16 protein-coding genes are annotated in these 15,959 nt (G+C 60.2%); 6 read left to right on the top strand and 10 right to left on the bottom strand.

The window, feature by feature from the left end:
* Nucleotides 1–114: 114 nt before the first annotated feature.
* From G5S37_RS04435 to G5S37_RS04415, 5 genes are all read left to right on the top strand, one after another.
* Nucleotides 115–630 carry a DUF892 family protein gene (locus tag G5S37_RS04435; RefSeq protein WP_165201245.1) on the top strand — a complete coding sequence of 172 codons (516 nt, stop codon included), beginning with the start codon at nucleotides 115–117 and terminating at the stop codon, nucleotides 628–630.
* A gap of 75 nt (nucleotides 631–705) precedes the next feature.
* Complete coding sequence (locus G5S37_RS04430; RefSeq protein ID WP_165201243.1) at nucleotides 706–891, top strand: CsbD family protein; 186 nt, start codon at nucleotides 706–708, stop codon at nucleotides 889–891.
* 108 nt (nucleotides 892–999) lie between these two features.
* Entirely contained in the window at nucleotides 1,000–1,176 is a 177-nt protein-coding gene (locus tag G5S37_RS04425; protein ID WP_165201241.1) for a DUF1328 domain-containing protein, read from the top strand.
* A 132-nt stretch (nucleotides 1,177–1,308) separates the two neighbouring features.
* Entirely contained in the window at nucleotides 1,309–1,551 is a 243-nt protein-coding gene (locus G5S37_RS04420; RefSeq protein WP_165201239.1) for a hypothetical protein, read from the top strand.
* A 135-nt stretch (nucleotides 1,552–1,686) separates the two neighbouring features.
* Complete coding sequence (locus G5S37_RS04415) at nucleotides 1,687–2,685, top strand: nucleotide excision repair endonuclease (RefSeq protein ID WP_165201237.1); 999 nt, start codon at nucleotides 1,687–1,689, stop codon at nucleotides 2,683–2,685.
* Here G5S37_RS04415 and G5S37_RS32650 read toward each other — a convergent pair.
* The 5 genes from G5S37_RS32650 to G5S37_RS04395 all read right to left on the bottom strand — a co-directional run bounded on the left by G5S37_RS32650 (nucleotide 2,670) and on the right by G5S37_RS04395 (nucleotide 10,721).
* A complete protein-coding gene (locus G5S37_RS32650) occupies nucleotides 2,670–2,792 on the bottom strand; it encodes a hypothetical protein (protein WP_276617023.1) in 123 nt (40 codons plus the stop codon). The two genes, G5S37_RS04415 and G5S37_RS32650, sit on opposite strands and share 16 nt — an antisense overlap.
* Nucleotides 2,793–2,799: 7 nt before the next feature.
* A complete protein-coding gene (locus tag G5S37_RS04410; protein WP_165201235.1) occupies nucleotides 2,800–3,879 on the bottom strand; it encodes a hypothetical protein in 1,080 nt (359 codons plus the stop codon).
* 178 nt (nucleotides 3,880–4,057) lie between these two features.
* Nucleotides 4,058–5,254, bottom strand: coding sequence for an MBOAT family protein (locus G5S37_RS04405; protein WP_165201233.1), 1,197 nt, complete (start codon nucleotides 5,252–5,254; stop codon nucleotides 4,058–4,060).
* A 276-nt stretch (nucleotides 5,255–5,530) separates the two neighbouring features.
* On the bottom strand, nucleotides 5,531–10,099 hold the full coding sequence (locus G5S37_RS04400) for a PAS domain S-box protein (RefSeq protein WP_165201231.1): 4,569 nt from the start codon (nucleotides 10,097–10,099) through the stop codon (nucleotides 5,531–5,533).
* A 181-nt stretch (nucleotides 10,100–10,280) separates the two neighbouring features.
* Nucleotides 10,281–10,721 (bottom strand): 23S rRNA (pseudouridine(1915)-N(3))-methyltransferase RlmH, encoded by a 441-nt coding sequence (locus G5S37_RS04395; protein WP_165201229.1) that lies wholly within the window; start codon nucleotides 10,719–10,721, stop codon nucleotides 10,281–10,283.
* A gap of 122 nt (nucleotides 10,722–10,843) precedes the next feature.
* Between G5S37_RS04395 and G5S37_RS04390 the strand changes: the two genes are divergently transcribed.
* Nucleotides 10,844–11,752 carry a hypothetical protein gene (locus G5S37_RS04390; RefSeq protein WP_165201227.1) on the top strand — a complete coding sequence of 303 codons (909 nt, stop codon included), beginning with the start codon at nucleotides 10,844–10,846 and terminating at the stop codon, nucleotides 11,750–11,752.
* Nucleotides 11,753–11,834: 82 nt separating this feature from the next.
* On the opposite strand, the gene G5S37_RS04385 is transcribed toward G5S37_RS04390, so the two are convergent.
* From G5S37_RS04385 to G5S37_RS04365, 5 genes are all read right to left on the bottom strand, one after another.
* Complete coding sequence (locus tag G5S37_RS04385; protein ID WP_165201225.1) at nucleotides 11,835–12,536, bottom strand: hypothetical protein; 702 nt, start codon at nucleotides 12,534–12,536, stop codon at nucleotides 11,835–11,837.
* A 384-nt stretch (nucleotides 12,537–12,920) separates the two neighbouring features.
* On the bottom strand, nucleotides 12,921–14,135 hold the full coding sequence (locus G5S37_RS04380; protein ID WP_165201223.1) for a PDZ domain-containing protein: 1,215 nt from the start codon (nucleotides 14,133–14,135) through the stop codon (nucleotides 12,921–12,923).
* A gap of 44 nt (nucleotides 14,136–14,179) precedes the next feature.
* Complete coding sequence (locus tag G5S37_RS04375) at nucleotides 14,180–14,716, bottom strand: hypothetical protein (RefSeq protein WP_165201221.1); 537 nt, start codon at nucleotides 14,714–14,716, stop codon at nucleotides 14,180–14,182.
* Nucleotides 14,703–15,302, bottom strand: coding sequence for a sigma-70 family RNA polymerase sigma factor (locus G5S37_RS04370; protein WP_165201219.1), 600 nt, complete (start codon nucleotides 15,300–15,302; stop codon nucleotides 14,703–14,705). The genes G5S37_RS04375 and G5S37_RS04370 overlap by 14 nt, the downstream gene beginning before the upstream one ends.
* 65 nt (nucleotides 15,303–15,367) lie before the next feature.
* A complete protein-coding gene (locus tag G5S37_RS04365) occupies nucleotides 15,368–15,952 on the bottom strand; it encodes a hypothetical protein (protein ID WP_165201217.1) in 585 nt (194 codons plus the stop codon).
* Between the last annotated feature and the right edge of the window lie 7 nt (nucleotides 15,953–15,959).

The raw sequence follows: 15,959 nt of genomic DNA, 5'->3' as shown, positions 1-15,959 counted from the left end.
AGCAAGAACTTGTAATTTTGTATACTCACCTCATTTCCAGCCATATACGACGCGCACGAACGCGATTGGCACGAGTATTGCCCTATCAGGAGGGGAATCCAATCCCAGACACTCATGCACTCCCTGAACGAACTCCTCAGCGAACAACTGAGAGATCTCTTTGACGCCGAAATCCAGTTCAGCGCCATGTTGCCAGACATGATCGACAGGGCAACGAGCTCCGATCTGCGTCAAAGCCTCTCAGACATTTCCGAGAACACGCTCTCCAACATCAGCGAACTCCAGGAGGCCTGCCAGCTCATGGCGATTCAGCCCACAGGAGTCACCTGCGAAGCCATGCGCGGTTTGATTCGGGAAGCCACCCAGACCACGGGCGGCCAGGGTGAGACGGCCACCATTGATGCCTGCCTCATCGCGAATGCCCAGCGCATCGCCCACTACGAGATCGCCGGCTTCGGCACGGCGAAGGCATTCGCCCGTTGCTTGGGCAAGGGTGACGTGGCGTCCCTGCTTGGCAAGCTGGCCTCTCGCGCTGGAGAACACGACAAGATGCTCTCGTACATCGCCACCGGCGGATGGTTCAGCTCGGGCATCAATCAGGAAGCTGTTCAGGCAAGCTCCTCACACTGAGGAATCCTGCGAGACGCGATTCATCCTTGGCATTCCGACGAGTGCCGAACCAGAAAAAACCAACCCCCAAACGTCATGACTGAACTCTCTTTCAAAGGCAATTGGAACACCCTGAAGGGCAAGATCAAACAGAAGTACGCCCAGCTCACGGATGACGATCTTCTCTTCGAGGAAGGAAAAGAAGAAGAGGTAATCGGCCGCATCCAGAAGCGCACCGGTGAGACCAAGGAGAACATCCGCAGCTTCATCGCGAAGCTGTAACGCTCTGCCTGCAACAGCACCCACCTACCTGCTGCCGCATCGCGCGTGCTGCAGGCCCCTTTCCGAAAAATCACCCCAAAACAAAAAACCCAAAACCAAAACAAAGCCATGCTCCACTACGCTATCATCTTTCTTGTGGTCGCCCTCATTGCGGGCGTCCTCGGATTCGGCGGCATCGCGGGCACTGCTGCGTGGATTGCCCAGATACTCTTCGTAGTCTTCTTGGTGCTCTTCCTCATCTCGATCCTCACGGGTCGCGGTGGTCGCGGCAGACCCGTTGTCTAGCTGCTGCACGCTCCGGTACGCCGCTCCTCCTTTTTCGGAACGCGGCTACCGGAGCCCCTTCTGGCTTGCGAGTCACTTCGCAAACCGGTGCATCCCCTCAACACCCCGCAATAACCCCACCCAAAAAACACCATGAAACCTGCATTCCACACCCTGAAGGCCGCAGGAGTCTCCCTCTGCCTCCTGGCCTCTCCCGTTCTGCTGCCTCTCGCCATGACCAGTTGCGAACGCGATCATTCGCTGAAGGAAAAAGTGGATGACGCTCTCGACCGCCGGCCCGCGGAAGGAGTCAGGGACGCCGCTGAAGACGTGGGCGACGCCGTCAAGGATGCCGCTCATGACACCAAAGATGCGGTCAAGGACGCGACCAACTAGCCTGGTCAACCTTTCCCCCGGAAATCCCCCAAGCGAGTGCGGACATCTGTTCGCACTCGCTTTCTTTTTTGACGGCTGCGGTAAGGTACGGTTCCCGCCGTGACCACGACGCCGCCAGCTTGCTCTTCTGAACCCATGGCCGAGGTGGCTGCATCCACCACGCGGCCGCGTCAGTTGCGGCTGCTGCAGGTCACCAATCCCATCACCACGCGGGTTGGTTCAGAAATATTCGCCGGCTTGCCACCTTGCCCCGGCGTTTATTTTTTCTACGATGTCACAGGCAAGCTCCTGTACATCGGCCAGTCTCTCAATCTGCGCGCAAGAGTCAGCTCCTACCGTCATGTGAGTCCGGAACGGCATCCGCGCCGCATTCTGCGTCTCGTGCATCGCATTGCCCGCATCGAATGGCAGACCTGTGAAACACCGGAAGCGGCCATCGAGCTCGAGCGGGTGCTGCTTCTCCAGCACCGCCCGCCGTTCAATCGCGCCGGCACATGGCAGGCACCGCCCTGGAACCTGCAGCTCACCTGGACCCGGGACCATCTGCACTTCACGCTTACGCAAACAGGAACAGTGCTCCCAGTCCCAGCCACAACCACAGCGGTCGCCAGCACTCCCCCCAAGAAAAAAGCAATCACTCCTCACCTCCCGCTCACGGACAATTCCCTTCCGAGGGATCATGAGCCACACCTCACCGAGGATTCTACACGACTGCATCCCCGGCTGTTTGCGCTGCCCCGCATGATCCATGCGACGCTCTGCCGCTGTCTCATGCGGATGCATCATCCGAACCTTCCGCTGGCTGAGTACCCCGCAGGACTGCTGAACTTCACCGCGCCGCTCAAGCTCCGGCTGCCGTTTCCTGGAAAAGCGCCATTCGTCGCGAGCCAGGTGGAGGACTTCCTTTCGGGACAGACAGAGACTTTTCTCGCAGCGCTGGAGTTATTGCTCGTCGAAGTGCCCTCTTCAGAGCCACCTCCACCAGACTCCACAGGGGAGCCGCTTGTCACCCCAGATCCCTGCAGCATGGCTGCCTACTGGTCGGGTCAGGCGGAAATGTTACACCACTTTGCCGTCAAGAAGCTGCTTCCCCCCGCGGAGACATCTGAGCCACCTGCTCAGAACGCCATGTAGATAAATGGCTCCACCGGCAGGCCCATGCGGTACAGCGTGTAGTGCCCCACGATGCCGATGATGCAGCCCATGATGAAGGAGATGATGATGCGTGCCGCGAGCTTCATACGATCCTTACTTTTTCTTCTTGTTCTTGCTGCTACTGCTCCGGGTTTCCGCGCCGGGTTCGGTGTATCCCAGATCTTTTGCCAGTTTACGAATATCTGGCGCGAGCTGCATCGCCAGCCTCTCTCCTCCTTTGCCTGAGAGGTGGATGAGATCGTTGAAATCGTCGGGCTCGGACATGAACCCCATGTCAAAGGAACGCATTCCGTTCTCCTCCACCACGCGGGCGGTAAGAGAGCTCAAAGCAGACCAGCATCCCAATTCGTCCTCGGTCATCCCCTCAAACGCGAGGGCATGCGGCCTGTGAACGACTACGATGGTGCGCTGTCGCAGCACTTCATTGGGGAAGATATACTTCATCTCTCCACTCCAGCCGCCGAACCACTTGGCATCGGGAATCCACTCTCCATCAGCATCCTTTTTCAGGGGCATCTTGAGGATCTTGCCCTTGTAGGGATTGACGGCAAGGTTCTGCCTGACCGCTTCAAGCCTCTGGTCCAGCGGGGCCGCGGCGGGCTCCAGATCCTCAAACTGAATTCTTGGCGAGAAGGAGTCTGATTGGGTAACCAGATTCCACACGGTGCCCCCTTTGGTGTAAACAAGCGTGTTCCACCAGTCATTGAAAAAGAGATGCGCGTTCAACCAGGCACCACGGCGCAGCTCGAAATATTTCGGATCCGACTCCCGCTTTTTGTCCAGGCCAGCCACGCTTGCAGCGCGATCCGGAAGGTTTCGATCAATCAACCCCTTGTACCAGGCATCCCAGAAAAAGTAGCGGAAGAAGACTCCGTCCGGCTGTCCGGCCACGCCTGCGGGATAGATGATGGAAACGAAGATCACTCGACGGCGGTCCAGGAGCATCTCTGCCCCGATGGCGCCAAATTCACCCGGCGCTGCCGCCCTGAATCCCAAGTTGAGCACCCGGTAGTCCGGCCCCAGAAGTTCCGAAAGCTTGTCTGTCCACAGCTCGTTGGCGGCCTGACCTGTACCATTCAAGACGGAACTTCCGCCGATGATCACATTGATGCGCTCCTTTTTGGTGCGGGCCAGCCCGAGCCGGTAAACGTGGGAGGCTGTGGGATAGAACATGCTCTCAGGCGAAAGCCGCTGGTAGAAGCGGTTGAACCTCGTCAACTGGTGCTCTTGCGTGGTTCGCCAGCCCGCAACGCAACAAGCTGCGAATGAAACCAGCACGCCCGCAAAGAGCGCCCAGGGAACTACAAAATAGTTCTTCGAGGTTGTTCGGGTACTCTTCTTCATACGAGCATCAATAGTAGCCAAACAAGCCCTTCAGCATCTGCCAGGCCTTCGGCACCGGGTAAAAGAACAGCAACCATCCCACGTGGACAAACGCCATCGTCATCAGCCAGGTCAGGAGGCGATTGTGCGAAAACCAGACCGCGAGGTAGCGTCCCGGGCGCCCAAGCAGTTCCCGGTAGCTACTGGCGATCGCGAGCCCCACTCCATGGTACAGGCCCCACAACATGAAATTCCATGCGGCTCCGTGCCACAAGCCGCATAACGCAAAAGCCACCAGACCATTGAAGATCCTTCGCGCGATCCCATACCGATTTCCGCCAATGGGAATGTAGATGTAGTCACGAATCCAGGTGCTCAGGGAAATGTGCCACCGTCTCCAGAAGTCATTGATGTTTTTCGCGAGGTAGGGCCAGCGGAAGTTCTCCGGAATCACAATCCCCATCATGCGGGCGAAGCCGATCGCCATGTCGCTGTATCCGCTGAAGTCGAGCAGGATTCTGAGACCCAGCGCAAAGAAAATCCACCACTTGGTCGCAAGCGGGAGCGCATCATAGTGCGGCACCCAAACGGCGAGGTAGGCAGTCAGGTTGTCTGCGATGAACTTTTTGACCAGCCCGATGGTGATACGAATGAGGCCGATGGCCACATCGTGCTGGCATACGTTGCGAGCGCCGGCGTACATCGCCGGCACAAACTCCTCGTAGCGCTTGATGGGACCTGCCACGATGGTCGGCCAGAAGACCGCGAAGGCTCCGAAGTCCGCCGGGTTTCTCAAAGGGGCACTCCCCTTCCGCACATCATAGAGATAGTGCACGAACTCGAAGACGAAGAAGCTGATGGCCAGAGGTGGAGCGGCTGGTAGCACATGCTTTGCCCAGCCTTCCAGCACCTTTGCAAGTCCCGGAGCGATGGGTGCCACCATGCCCGTAAGAATGAAGTTTGAGTACTTGTAGAAGATCAGCGCCAGCACACAGAGCACGATGCCCGCAAGACACGCTCTCTTATTTTGGGATCGGGCGGCGAAGTAAGTCACCACACCCAGCACCAGCACCGGCGCCACACCAGCGGGTCCGGCAAAGTGCGTATGGAATACCACACACGACACGAGCACCAGTCCCACGCGCACGGCCGTATTTGGGATGCACCAGTAGAGAATGAAAAAGGCTGCCGCAAAGAGGACAAACCAGTAGGTGAGAAAAAGCATCGCGATTCAGCCAGCCGAATGTTTCATGCCATCCAGGTGTGCATGAACTTTTCGCTCCGCGATTGCAAGCGCTTTTCACTGAGGGAGTGCCCCATATGCCACCTCAGCCACATCCTCCCGCGCCTGCTTGCGAGATTCACAGAGGGATGTTCGCCTTTTTCTCCAACCGCCTTGGATTCATGGGTTCACTCGCCGTGTCCCTCGTGGGCACGGTGTTGCTCCTGCTGCTGATGCGGGCGTGCACCGGAGCGGCTTGAGGTATCGGGCAAGAGTTAGTTACCTGGCGCTCGGGAACACCAATTCAAAGGTAACTCCCCTGCCCTGCATGCTGCCAACGCGCGTCTTCACTTCACCGCCGAGTTGTCCGGCAAAGACACGCAGGATCTTCATGCCCATGCCGGGATGATCCATGTGCTCGAAGTTCGGCAGCAGGCCGATGCCATCATCCGCAACGGTGAGACGTCCGTGAGGTTGGCCGTCCGGCGTTTCGCCACACGTGAGCGTAACACTCATGGATCCGGAGCGCTCATCCGGCCATGCATGCTGGAAGGCATTCGAGACCATCTCATTCAAGGCCAGCGCCAGCGGCATGAGCCACTCCTCCGGCAGGAGACGATCCGGAATATGCAGCATGAGGGACACCCGGTCCTTGGGCACATGATAACACTCGCGCAGATGGCTGATGAGGCCGGTGGCAAACGCACGGAAGTCCGCAGACTCACCCGTGGTGAGAAGATACAGGTGCTGGTGCAGCGCCGCGATGGAACGCACTCTGTTCTGGCTGGAACGCAGGGCATCACGCGCCTCCTCGTTGTGCAGCGTGCTCATCTGCAGATTGAGCATCGAGGTGATGATCTGCAGATGGTTCTTCACCCGGTGATGGGTTTCGCCAAGCAGAAGCCGCTCGCGCTCGCGCTGCAACTCTTCGATGGAAGGTCGCTGCTGGGGCACGGAAGGCTCGGGAACGGGCTCGACAACAGGCTCAACAACGGGGGCAGGAGCTGGAGCGGGTGCAGAATCCTCTGGTGCTGCGGGCGGCTTGGAGGCCATGCCAAGACTGGCTTCCACGGCAGCGGCGGCGGTCGCGTCCTTGTACAGCGACTGCGGAGGCGCGAGGCTCAGCGGCTTGGGCGGAACCGGGGGCACGTCCGCAAACATACGCTGCGGTGGCGCGAGCGAGAGCGGAGCTGGAGTCTCCAAGGGCTGCGGCTGCGCCGGTACCTGCGGCTCGTACGCTGCCGGACCCGCTGGCGCGAAAGTTTGCTCGACACGATCAAAAATGCTGGAAAGCGGGGGGGCGATGGGGGCCGGAACAATCGGAGGAAGATTGTCCTCCAGCAAATTCGCGGGCACGCCGGGCCACTCATCGGGCGCATCTAGATCATCCAGATCATCCAGCAAGGGCGGCGGCGGCGCCATGGAATCATCCCCAGCATCCAGGTCTGCTTCAGTCGCGGACACCGGCTCGGGCACTGGGTGCTCGGCGGCAAGCGGCTCCATGGCAGCGATGGGCTGCGGCACGTCATATAGCGGCGCCTCCTGCTGCGGCTCACCGAGGGAAACCGCAGGCTCGAGGATCTCCGTTTGTGGCGCAGGTGACGCCACCACGGGGTCGGTCACCGGCGCCAACTCTGACTCTGGCATGGACTGCTCCGGCGATGCGGGCGGGGAAACAGGCGCGATGGACTTGCTCGATGGAGTGAACTCCAGGTGTTCCTCCTGAAGGATGAGCGAAAGCCCTCCCTGCTCCAGAGGAATCAATGTGAAGATCGCCTCCTGACGCTCTCCCTGCTTGTGGAAGAACTGCCAGACTACGGTCGAGGAGACCGAGGATGCCCATCCTGGCAACGTAAGAATTTCAATGTGCAGACCCGTGGAATCCGAAGGGCGGAAAAGGTTGTGCAATCCACGGCCGAGCATTTCCTCCGGAGAGTAGCCAAAGCGGATTTCAGCGTCGCCTGTCCATGCCGTTATGCGGCCATGACCATCCGTGGAAAGCAACGCCACGGAGCGCGATTCACTTACCGGTGCTGGCAATAGTGCCGGCGATGGCGCTGGTACGGGTTCGGACTCCAGCTTCGCTTCCTGTTCCTGCACCGGCGGGGCGGCAGCAGGGATTTCCTCGAGGGGAGGAAGTTCCTCATGCACCGGAGTGGTGGCGAGAGGCGCGATTGGTTCGGGAAGAGCCGTTACCGCGGCTTCAACTTCTGTCGCCTCAGGCGTGGGTGGAAGCGCCTCCACCGGAGGAACTTCGACGGGAACGAAAGCTTGAGGAGGTAGCTGAGGCGCCGCCCAAGGATCCGCCACGGGCGGAGAGAATGCCTGCACCTGCGGAGCGCTCCACGGATCTGCGGCAACTGCCGGGTCCCCAGCAGCTGCTGGCTGCGGCACACTCCACGGGTCCAAGCCGGTGTGGTGCGCACCATTGCTGGTATGCACGGGGGCCGGAGCGGGTGTTGGAGCAGGAGCAATCCAAGGCTCTGGCAAGACAGGTGATTCCAACGCGACCGGCGGCGGTTCGCTCACAGAAGGAACATCGGCAGAAATATCCGGCACTACAGGTTCTGAAGCGGGCGGTTCAGACGCGACAGGCTCCGGAGTAAGTGACTCAGGTGCTGCGGCAGGAACGGGAATGTCGGTAACTGGCGGGTCAGCCACGGGAGCATCAGCCACGGCGACATCGGAGAAGGCCGGCGCGGGACTCGCTTCTTCGATGGCATGAGCCAGAGCTTCAGGCTGCGCTTCGATTTCTGCGATTTCTCCCCACGGAGTAATGGGTTCAGCTTCGGTGGGTGCCTTCGCCAGAGGCGCGAAGGTCTTCATCAGCGCAGCGGCGTCCGCGAGCGCGGCGGACTTCATTGAGGGAACTTCCTGCGGACGTTCTTCCTCCTCGGCCAGCGCCGCCGGTTCCACCAGCGCCACAGCAGGCACCTCGGAAGGCACTGGTGCAGGTGGAGGCGCAACCTCACTGGTCACCGCAGGCTGCTCCACGGGAGAGAAGAAGTGCAGGGTGAACATCGGCTGCCCGCTGACATCCGGAACCATCGCAAGGCGCAACTGCACCGGGAGGACATACCCGTTCGCGTGGATGACATTCACGGGAAACTCCGTGTAGCGCTCGCCGCGCCGGGTCATTTCCTCGAGCACCGCGGCACGCTGGGAGAGGCTCGGGAGATCCAGCCACCGCTCCAGGGACATGCGGCGCATCTCGGCCCGCGGGTGACCCAGGAGTTGCTCGCAGGCCGGATTCACATCGAAGACCGCGCCGGAGCGATCCGCCAGCACGACGGGGATCGGATTCTCATGCACCAGGGTGCGGAACTTCGCCTCCGTGGACCGCAACATTTCCTCGCTGCGACGGGACTCGGTGACGTCCTGCAGCATCAGGAGAAGGCCGCCGCCCGGAAGCGGTACCGGACGCATCTCGACCTCGCGATAAAGTCCATCCGCACCGATGAGAGGCACGGGAACAGTGCTGCGCTTCCTCCAGATCTCCTCTGTCCAGAGACGGACGACTTCGTAGCGGTGCAGCTCATCACGTGCACCTTCCGCGAGCCAGTCGTGCATGGGCTGGCCTTCGGGGACCACTCGCCCGAGCAGTCCGGGCACCTGCGCGTTCTGATAAATGGCACGGGCATGCTCATCGATGACCATGAGTCCGCAGGGAGCCAGCTCCAGCACCGCCCGCAGACGGGCCTCACGCTGGAGGGAAAGAGTGGCGGCATCCGAGGCCTCCTTGTGCGCCTGACGGAGGCGGGTGATCTCCGCGACAAATTGATCCCATTCCGGGCTACCCGCCACGGGCACAGCGTTGTTGGGACGAGCTTCAGCCTTGGCCGGAGGCGCGGCTCCATGAAGCCCCACCACGAGTGCCACGGCACCCTCCACACCCGGAAATCCTCCACCGAGGCGCGACACCAGCCACTGGATGGGAGGCGTGGCTGCCAGGGCGTTTCCTTTTTCCGGTGCGGGATAGGTGAAGATGGAAGCCTGCGGCTCACTCCCACCAAGTACCGCGTCCAGGGCTACCAGCGTGGCGCGACGCAAGGGGGCATGCATGCCCGGCTCAGCAAACGCTTCCCAGAAGAACACGGGTTCTTCTTCATTCGAGCAATCCGGCACGGAACCGGCAAGCCCCTCGCTCACGCGGAGGATACGCCCCTTGTCTGTGAGGGCCAGGAGGGGCATCTTCGTTTTCCAGATTCCCGCCTCCTGCTGACGGGCAGACTTGTCACTGTCATCCCCATCGACGGGAGCGGGAGTGCCGCCGTGAAAGAGGCGCTCGCAGGAAATGGTAACGCCGCCAATGGTGGTATCCATGTGGCGCCAGGGACGGACTTCCCAGCGGTAGACCACACGCTTGCCATCCTGCGTGATGGAATCACGATCACTGCGGACGACCTGACCACCGAGGGCGCGATTGTACACATGCCTCCAGCCAGGATGCAGCGAGGGGAACAGGTCATATTGGCTGCGGCCGGTGATGTCGACCTTGGTCAGCTTGAAGTCCTCCAGCCACCGGCGATTCGCCAGGAGATATCGCATGTCCGTGTCGAACATGGCCATGGCCACCGGCGCGTTGTCGAACAGGAGCTTCATGTGCCCCGAGTGCGCTGCCGTGCGCGAGGAGGGCCCCACGGCGCCGCCTTTGGCAGCCACAGACGGGGGCAGGATATCCCCTTCGCTGGGGATGCTACTACGCGGCACCGCGGGAGCACCAGCGGCAGGGACAGGCTTGGGAACCTCAGGGGCGGCAGCGGGAGGCGATGCGGGAACGTCCCCCGGCTGTGGTTCAGCCTGGCCTTCAATGACCTGTCGCAGTAGTGAAAACTGGCCGTTGCCCATAGCTTAAGCTCCCCTGAATCTCAGGGGTGACTATTATTTTGCCAGGCTTCGCGAGCAAGGCAAAAGCACGGGGCGTGAAGCGTTTTTTAAAAACATTTTCACCGTCGTTTCGGGGTTTCCCAATGCGGCACGCGGCATTATAGCCACCCTCGATCGCGCTGTGAAAGAATAGCCTAGTGTATCACACCCTATGGTAAGGCTCACCTCGATTGATGCTGCAGGCACGGTAGATCTGCTCCATGAGCACTACCAGGGCCAGCTCATGCTGGAGGGTCATGGCCGAGAGGGACCAAAGCTCGTTGGCGGCCGCGCGCACTTCTGGAGGATGCCCGTCCGCCCCACCAATCAGCAGACAGACGCGTTTCCGGCCGGACATTTCCTGCTTCTCTATCCACTGGGCCAAAGCCACGCTGGACATCTGCTTTCCTCTCTCGTCGAGGACAATACGCCAGGCGCCCTCGCTCGCCTCAAGGGCCTTCTGCGCCACCTGGGCAGGCGGTCCCTCCCGAAGGTGAACGATTTCCACGGAGGCCTTGTGCCGGAGTCGACCGGCATAGTCCTCCATCCCCTGGCGAGCCCAGGGGAGCGACGGCTTTCCCACAACGATGATCTGCCACTTCATGGGTTAATTTATCTAAAAAATCCACTCTTCTAAAAAAATCTTTTTAGAGTTTTTTCTCCAACTCACCTCGAAAAATTGTTCTGGAAATCATACACCATGGATTAGCTCTCAACTTCGCGACTATGGCCAAACTCCCACGCAACCTATCACGTGCCGCGCTCTTGAGCGTGGCCTCCACAGTAGCCCTTTCATCCTGCGCCCTGCCTCCGCGCGAAGCCTGGCGCAAGATCCATGATGATGGATTGATCGCGTACATCAAGTACGAGCTCGAACCTCCGCAGCAGGGCGCTCCGGCAGACACTCCGGCTGCGACGAAGCCCTCCAGCCCGACCCGACGCTCCGGTGACTCAGACATGGTGCTGGCTCAAAGGGACATGATCCAGTCCCTGAGGGAAGGCGAAGCCGGCGGACCACTCACCGCAATCACGGTTCCTGCGCTGCCCGGCTACGTGCGCTCCCCCTACACCACGCCGCCCCGCCTCGTGGACGTACGCGGTGTGCCCTCCGGCACCACGATGGTGTGTCCCTACACCCGTCGGAAATTCATTGTCCCCGGCGCTGCTGGCTCCGTCCCCACTCCCAGCACCATGCTCGCCCAAGAGCAGGCCTCTCGTGTGGGTGCTCCGGAACGCCTGACACCCAAGCCCACCGTGAAGCCGAAATCCGAATCCCTGCCTGTGGAGCTGAATGACAAGCCCGCTCCCACACCTGCTCCCATTCCCAGCAAGGCAGCGGAAGACAAGCCGGTGACCAAACCCAGCCCCAGTACTCCGATGATGGCCGACACGACGCCAGCTCCGCCGCCTCCCGCTCCGAAACCGGTGGAGGAGATTCCCTACGGTGAGGCGGTCCCCGGGCGCCCGGGCTTCGTGATCAGCCCATATGCCGCGAAACACCAACTCGTGGATGTGGCCGGTCTGCCCCCTGGCATGGAAGTGAAGTGCCCCTACACCGGGAAACTCTTCCGCGTGCCCATGCCGGACATGGCCTCCAGCAGAGGCTTGGAAACAGTCGCGCCGCAGAAGCAGTAGGCAGCCGCTCTGGCAGCTATCTTGGCTCATCCTTTTGCAAACCTCCGCTCGACACCGGGCGGAGGTTTTATTTTTGAGGCACTCAGTTCGTCGGGGTCTGAGCACCGTTCCCGGTGGTCGTCTGCCTGCCGTTCGTATATCCGGAGGCGGTGAGGTCGGCGATGATTTCGTCCACCTCAGTGTCTACGCTCGCATTGTCACGGATAGCCACATTTGTCAGGGTCTGATCCAGCTTGGCGGTGAGGATGCTCACGCCAGCCACGCCCACCGAGGTACCTGCCCCGATGAAGGGAAGATCCTTTTCGCTGTCGGCGCTCACCGCATAGCCGGTCATTTTCTCCGCGACCTTCACTTTGCTCACGGCATTGCGGCTCTCGACTTCCAGCTCCTTCTCGGTCTTGCCGATGGCGTAGAACACCGTGGTGCTCACGTCATTGGCAGCTGTGGCGCTGAGCACCATTTTCTTCTCTTTGCCATCGACGGCGACAAACAATTCTCCGAAGGCCTCGTAGGCGAAGTACTGCCGTTGATTTCCGGTGATGAGGGTCAGAATGAGGGAACCGCTGCCGCCGTTGATGGGAGCGATGTAGAAACCATTCTGGTAGGGACGGTAGTTCACGCTGTCCCCCGTCTCCTCAAACGAAAGGCGGTAGACGGCGACCGGACCGGTGGAAGTGGTGGTCGCAGTCTGGGCCTGAAGCCCGCCGCAAAGAACGGAAAGGCCAAGCAGGCACAGGGCGGGAACGATGCGTGAGAGGAAGCGCATGGGCGGGATGGTAGGCATTTCAACCACCATTGTCCACACTGGTTGCGCAAACTCGGGATCTTGGCTGCAATTGCAAGATCGCGGCAGCCTAAACCCATCCCAAGGCTCGCAGCAAGGCTCTCAGCAGGAGCCAGAGCATCATGAGCGCCCCCAGGATCATCAGGATGCGGGAGAGAAGTCGCAGAAACCTGTCCTGATGATGCTCCGGAGTATGCCGTCGACGACGGGCGTGGTCTTGGTCCTGCTCCGACTTCCGGGACGAACCGTCAGATGCCGATAACGGTAAAGAGTCCGGCTTGGGGCCGGCAAGGACTCGTGTGCTCATAGAGGGAATGGGGGTTCTCCCATTCCCTTAGATGCATGTCCCCCCGTTCTCGTTGAACGATGCCCGCGAGGCAGATGCTAATCGCCTTCCGGCTTCTTGGAATCCGGGCTTGGAGTATCGGAGGAGCGGACCTCCACCTTCACGCCCTTCTCAATGCGCTCCACCTGCTCACGCACTTCGGGAGAGAGCTTTTGGCGCTGTTCCGGGGTATCAATAGGACCCGAGAAGAGTTCCTTCCCTTCAGTATCCCTCACGGTGAGCTGTTTGCGACCATTCTCCACCTTGAGCTCTCCGCTGCCCTGATCGTTCTTCCATTTGGTGACCGTCACGTTGTTGTGGGTGAAGTAGGTGGTGCCATCCTTGCCCACGGCGCTGGAAATGGCTGAGGCCACCGCTCCTGATCCACCCTCCCCGTCTGTCAAGATCTCCACCCGGATCTTGGGCTCACCACCTTCCTTGTCCCGATACTGCAGGACTCCCTTTTGCTTCGCGGCTTCAAGCTTGACGGTGTCCTTCATGTGGGCGGTGAAGCGCTCAATCTCCTTGCGGATTTCCTCTGCGTTCCCTTGCAGCTTGTGCATGCGCTCCTGGAACTCCTTCACTTCACGTTCATAAACCTCAGGGTTCCGGACCGAGGCGGTTAACGTGATGTCTCCATCCCGTCCCGCAGGACCTGGGACCGTGAACCGGCGGAACATGCGCGGCCCATCGCCCTCTGGCCGGGGCTCATCACTAGCCAGGATCTCGCCCAGCTTCACGGTGATAACCTCGGATTTACCTCTCCGGAAGAGCGTGAGCTTCACTTCATTGCCAATGCCGGCCTGCTGCACCAGCGTTTGCAACTGGGGCTCATTCACCAGGAGCTGGTCATTGAAATAATGCAGCACATCATGTTCTATCACACCCGCCTTGGCCGCCGGGCTGTCATCCATGACCGCGCGCACCAGAACACCGATGCCATCCGGCAGGCCGAGCTGCGAGCCCAGGGATGCATCCACCGGTCCGAGCACCACTCCCAGGAAGGGCACTTTCGTCCCGGGTTTCACCTCTTTCTTCATGAGCATCTTCCTCACGACAGGACCAGACTCACCGGAGTCGGGACCTTTCATATGGAACTGCTTCTCGAGCTTCTGCTCCTTGAGTTTTCTCAACTCCTTTTCCACCAGTTCCTTCTTTTCGGCGATGGGGTCTTTCTCTTTCTCATCCTGCGCCTTCAGCATGGCGGCGGGCACGAGACATGAGGATAACAAGGAGACGCACATCAGCGCTTGCTTCAGTCGATTCGATTTCATGGCGACAGTTTTGGTTGGAATGACTTCGATTTTTACAAGGTCCACTAGTGAAGAGGGACGGGCACGTACATGACCTCCTGACGGGGCACCTCCACCTGCACGACCCCGGCATTCTGGATATCCGCCCAGGCCTGATGCTCCACGGCGGTCCGCCGGAGTTTCAGCACGGGCTGCCCTGTGCTGTCGAAATGGATGCCCTCATCCTTCCAGTCGAGGGTCTCATTGCTGGTCAGCACCTTCTGGAAGTCCGAAGCGGCAGGAGCCACTGGCGGGGGAGCATGTTGTGTGACCGTGAACGTTGGCTCTGCAGTCGGTGCGGGCACCGGCGTAGACACTGGTGCAGGACGAACGACGGTCAGAGTGACAGCGACGGCTGCCGTGGCGCCCAAGGTGGACCACAACAGGCGATCCAGCCAAACCCAGAGAAGGGAAGACGCTGGCTCCGCAGATGCGCGTCGGGATGCAGACCCCGGGACGGAAACGCTGCGCTCCAGCGAGGTAGCGATGCCCTGCGCCAGGTCGGGCGATGGCTTCACCGGGGTGAAGCGGCGCAGGGAGGATTCGAATTCAGACTCGTTCATGACAATCTTCGGGCAGAAGTTTTTTCAGGTTGGCCAGCGCGGAGCGGTACCGGGCGGCCACGGTGTTCGGGTTCTCGTTCAGGGTTTGGGCGACTTCAGCGAAGGTCATCTCCGCCCAAATCTTGAGCAGCAGGACTTCACGATGTTCCTCGGAGAGGCGTTGCATGGCTTTCTGCAGCGCTTGGGCACGCTCCTGCTCCTCCAGGGTGGGTGCATCCCACCAGCGGTCATCCCACTCGCGCCCCGCATCCGATTCCCGCTTCGCCGCGCGCATCTGGGACTTGAGAAGATCCAGCGCCGCACACCGCACGGTGGCATAGAGCAGCGGCGTGTCCTCCGACACGGGATCCGGCCGGTGCTTCCAGAACTTCACAAACCCCGCCTGCACCGCGTCCTCCGCATCCTGCCGGCGTGGCAGCCACTGGCGGACGTAGAGCAGCAAGCGCGAGGCATGCGCCTCATACCACTCCCGCCACGGGACAGACTCCACAGCGACAACTGGAGCGGGACCAGAGGTGTAATCGCCCTCGTGCTCGCTACTGTCGCTGGGTGGGGTGCGCCCGTTGCCAGATGGGATGAATGCCATGCATCTATGACAACGACACAGGGCGGAGCGCTTGTGTGCAATCCACTGTTTTTTCCTCGCTCAGCTCAGGCAGGAGTCTGGCGGGAGCTGGCCATGTATTCGCGGATGTTGCTTGCCAGTACCACAAGCGCTTCGGCATCGAAGACCACATCCCACTCCGAGTCACCCAGGAGGATGCGAACCTTTTCTTTTCGATTGGTGAATGCGTGAAGACGAAACGGTACGCTCGTCATTGGGCCGAACGGGGTGTGGCGCCCCTCTCGCTCATGGTATTCAGCAACGAACATGGAGGATAGTGCGCCCTCCCCAAGAATAAGCCCGAACCTCCTGCCGAATGGAATCTCCTGCTGGTCGTACAATTCGGAAGTTGCAGTCTTGAATGAGTTTTCCAAGAACTCGGCGAATTCCTGGAAACTACTCACTCGAACGGTCACACCTCCAGAGGAGAAGCGGAACACTCCCTCGACGGGCACAAATTTAATCTGGACGATCTCCTCCTCGTGCTTCCTTCGATACAAGCCCAGATGGATTTCAAGATTACCACCCGAATCACGATAAACGGGGCGCAACCCCATGAGAGCATCGCCCAGGAAGAATTTGGAAACACCTCCTTTGATGGACTCAAAAAGTTCAAAAGGATCTTCCATCATGCATTCG

It is taken from the genome of Roseimicrobium sp. ORNL1 (assembly GCF_011044495.1).
In the GTDB taxonomy this organism is placed as follows: Bacteria; Verrucomicrobiota; Verrucomicrobiia; order Verrucomicrobiales; family Verrucomicrobiaceae; genus Roseimicrobium.
Note: the sequence above shows the minus strand (reverse complement) of the source record. Positions and strands in the feature narration are given on the sequence as shown.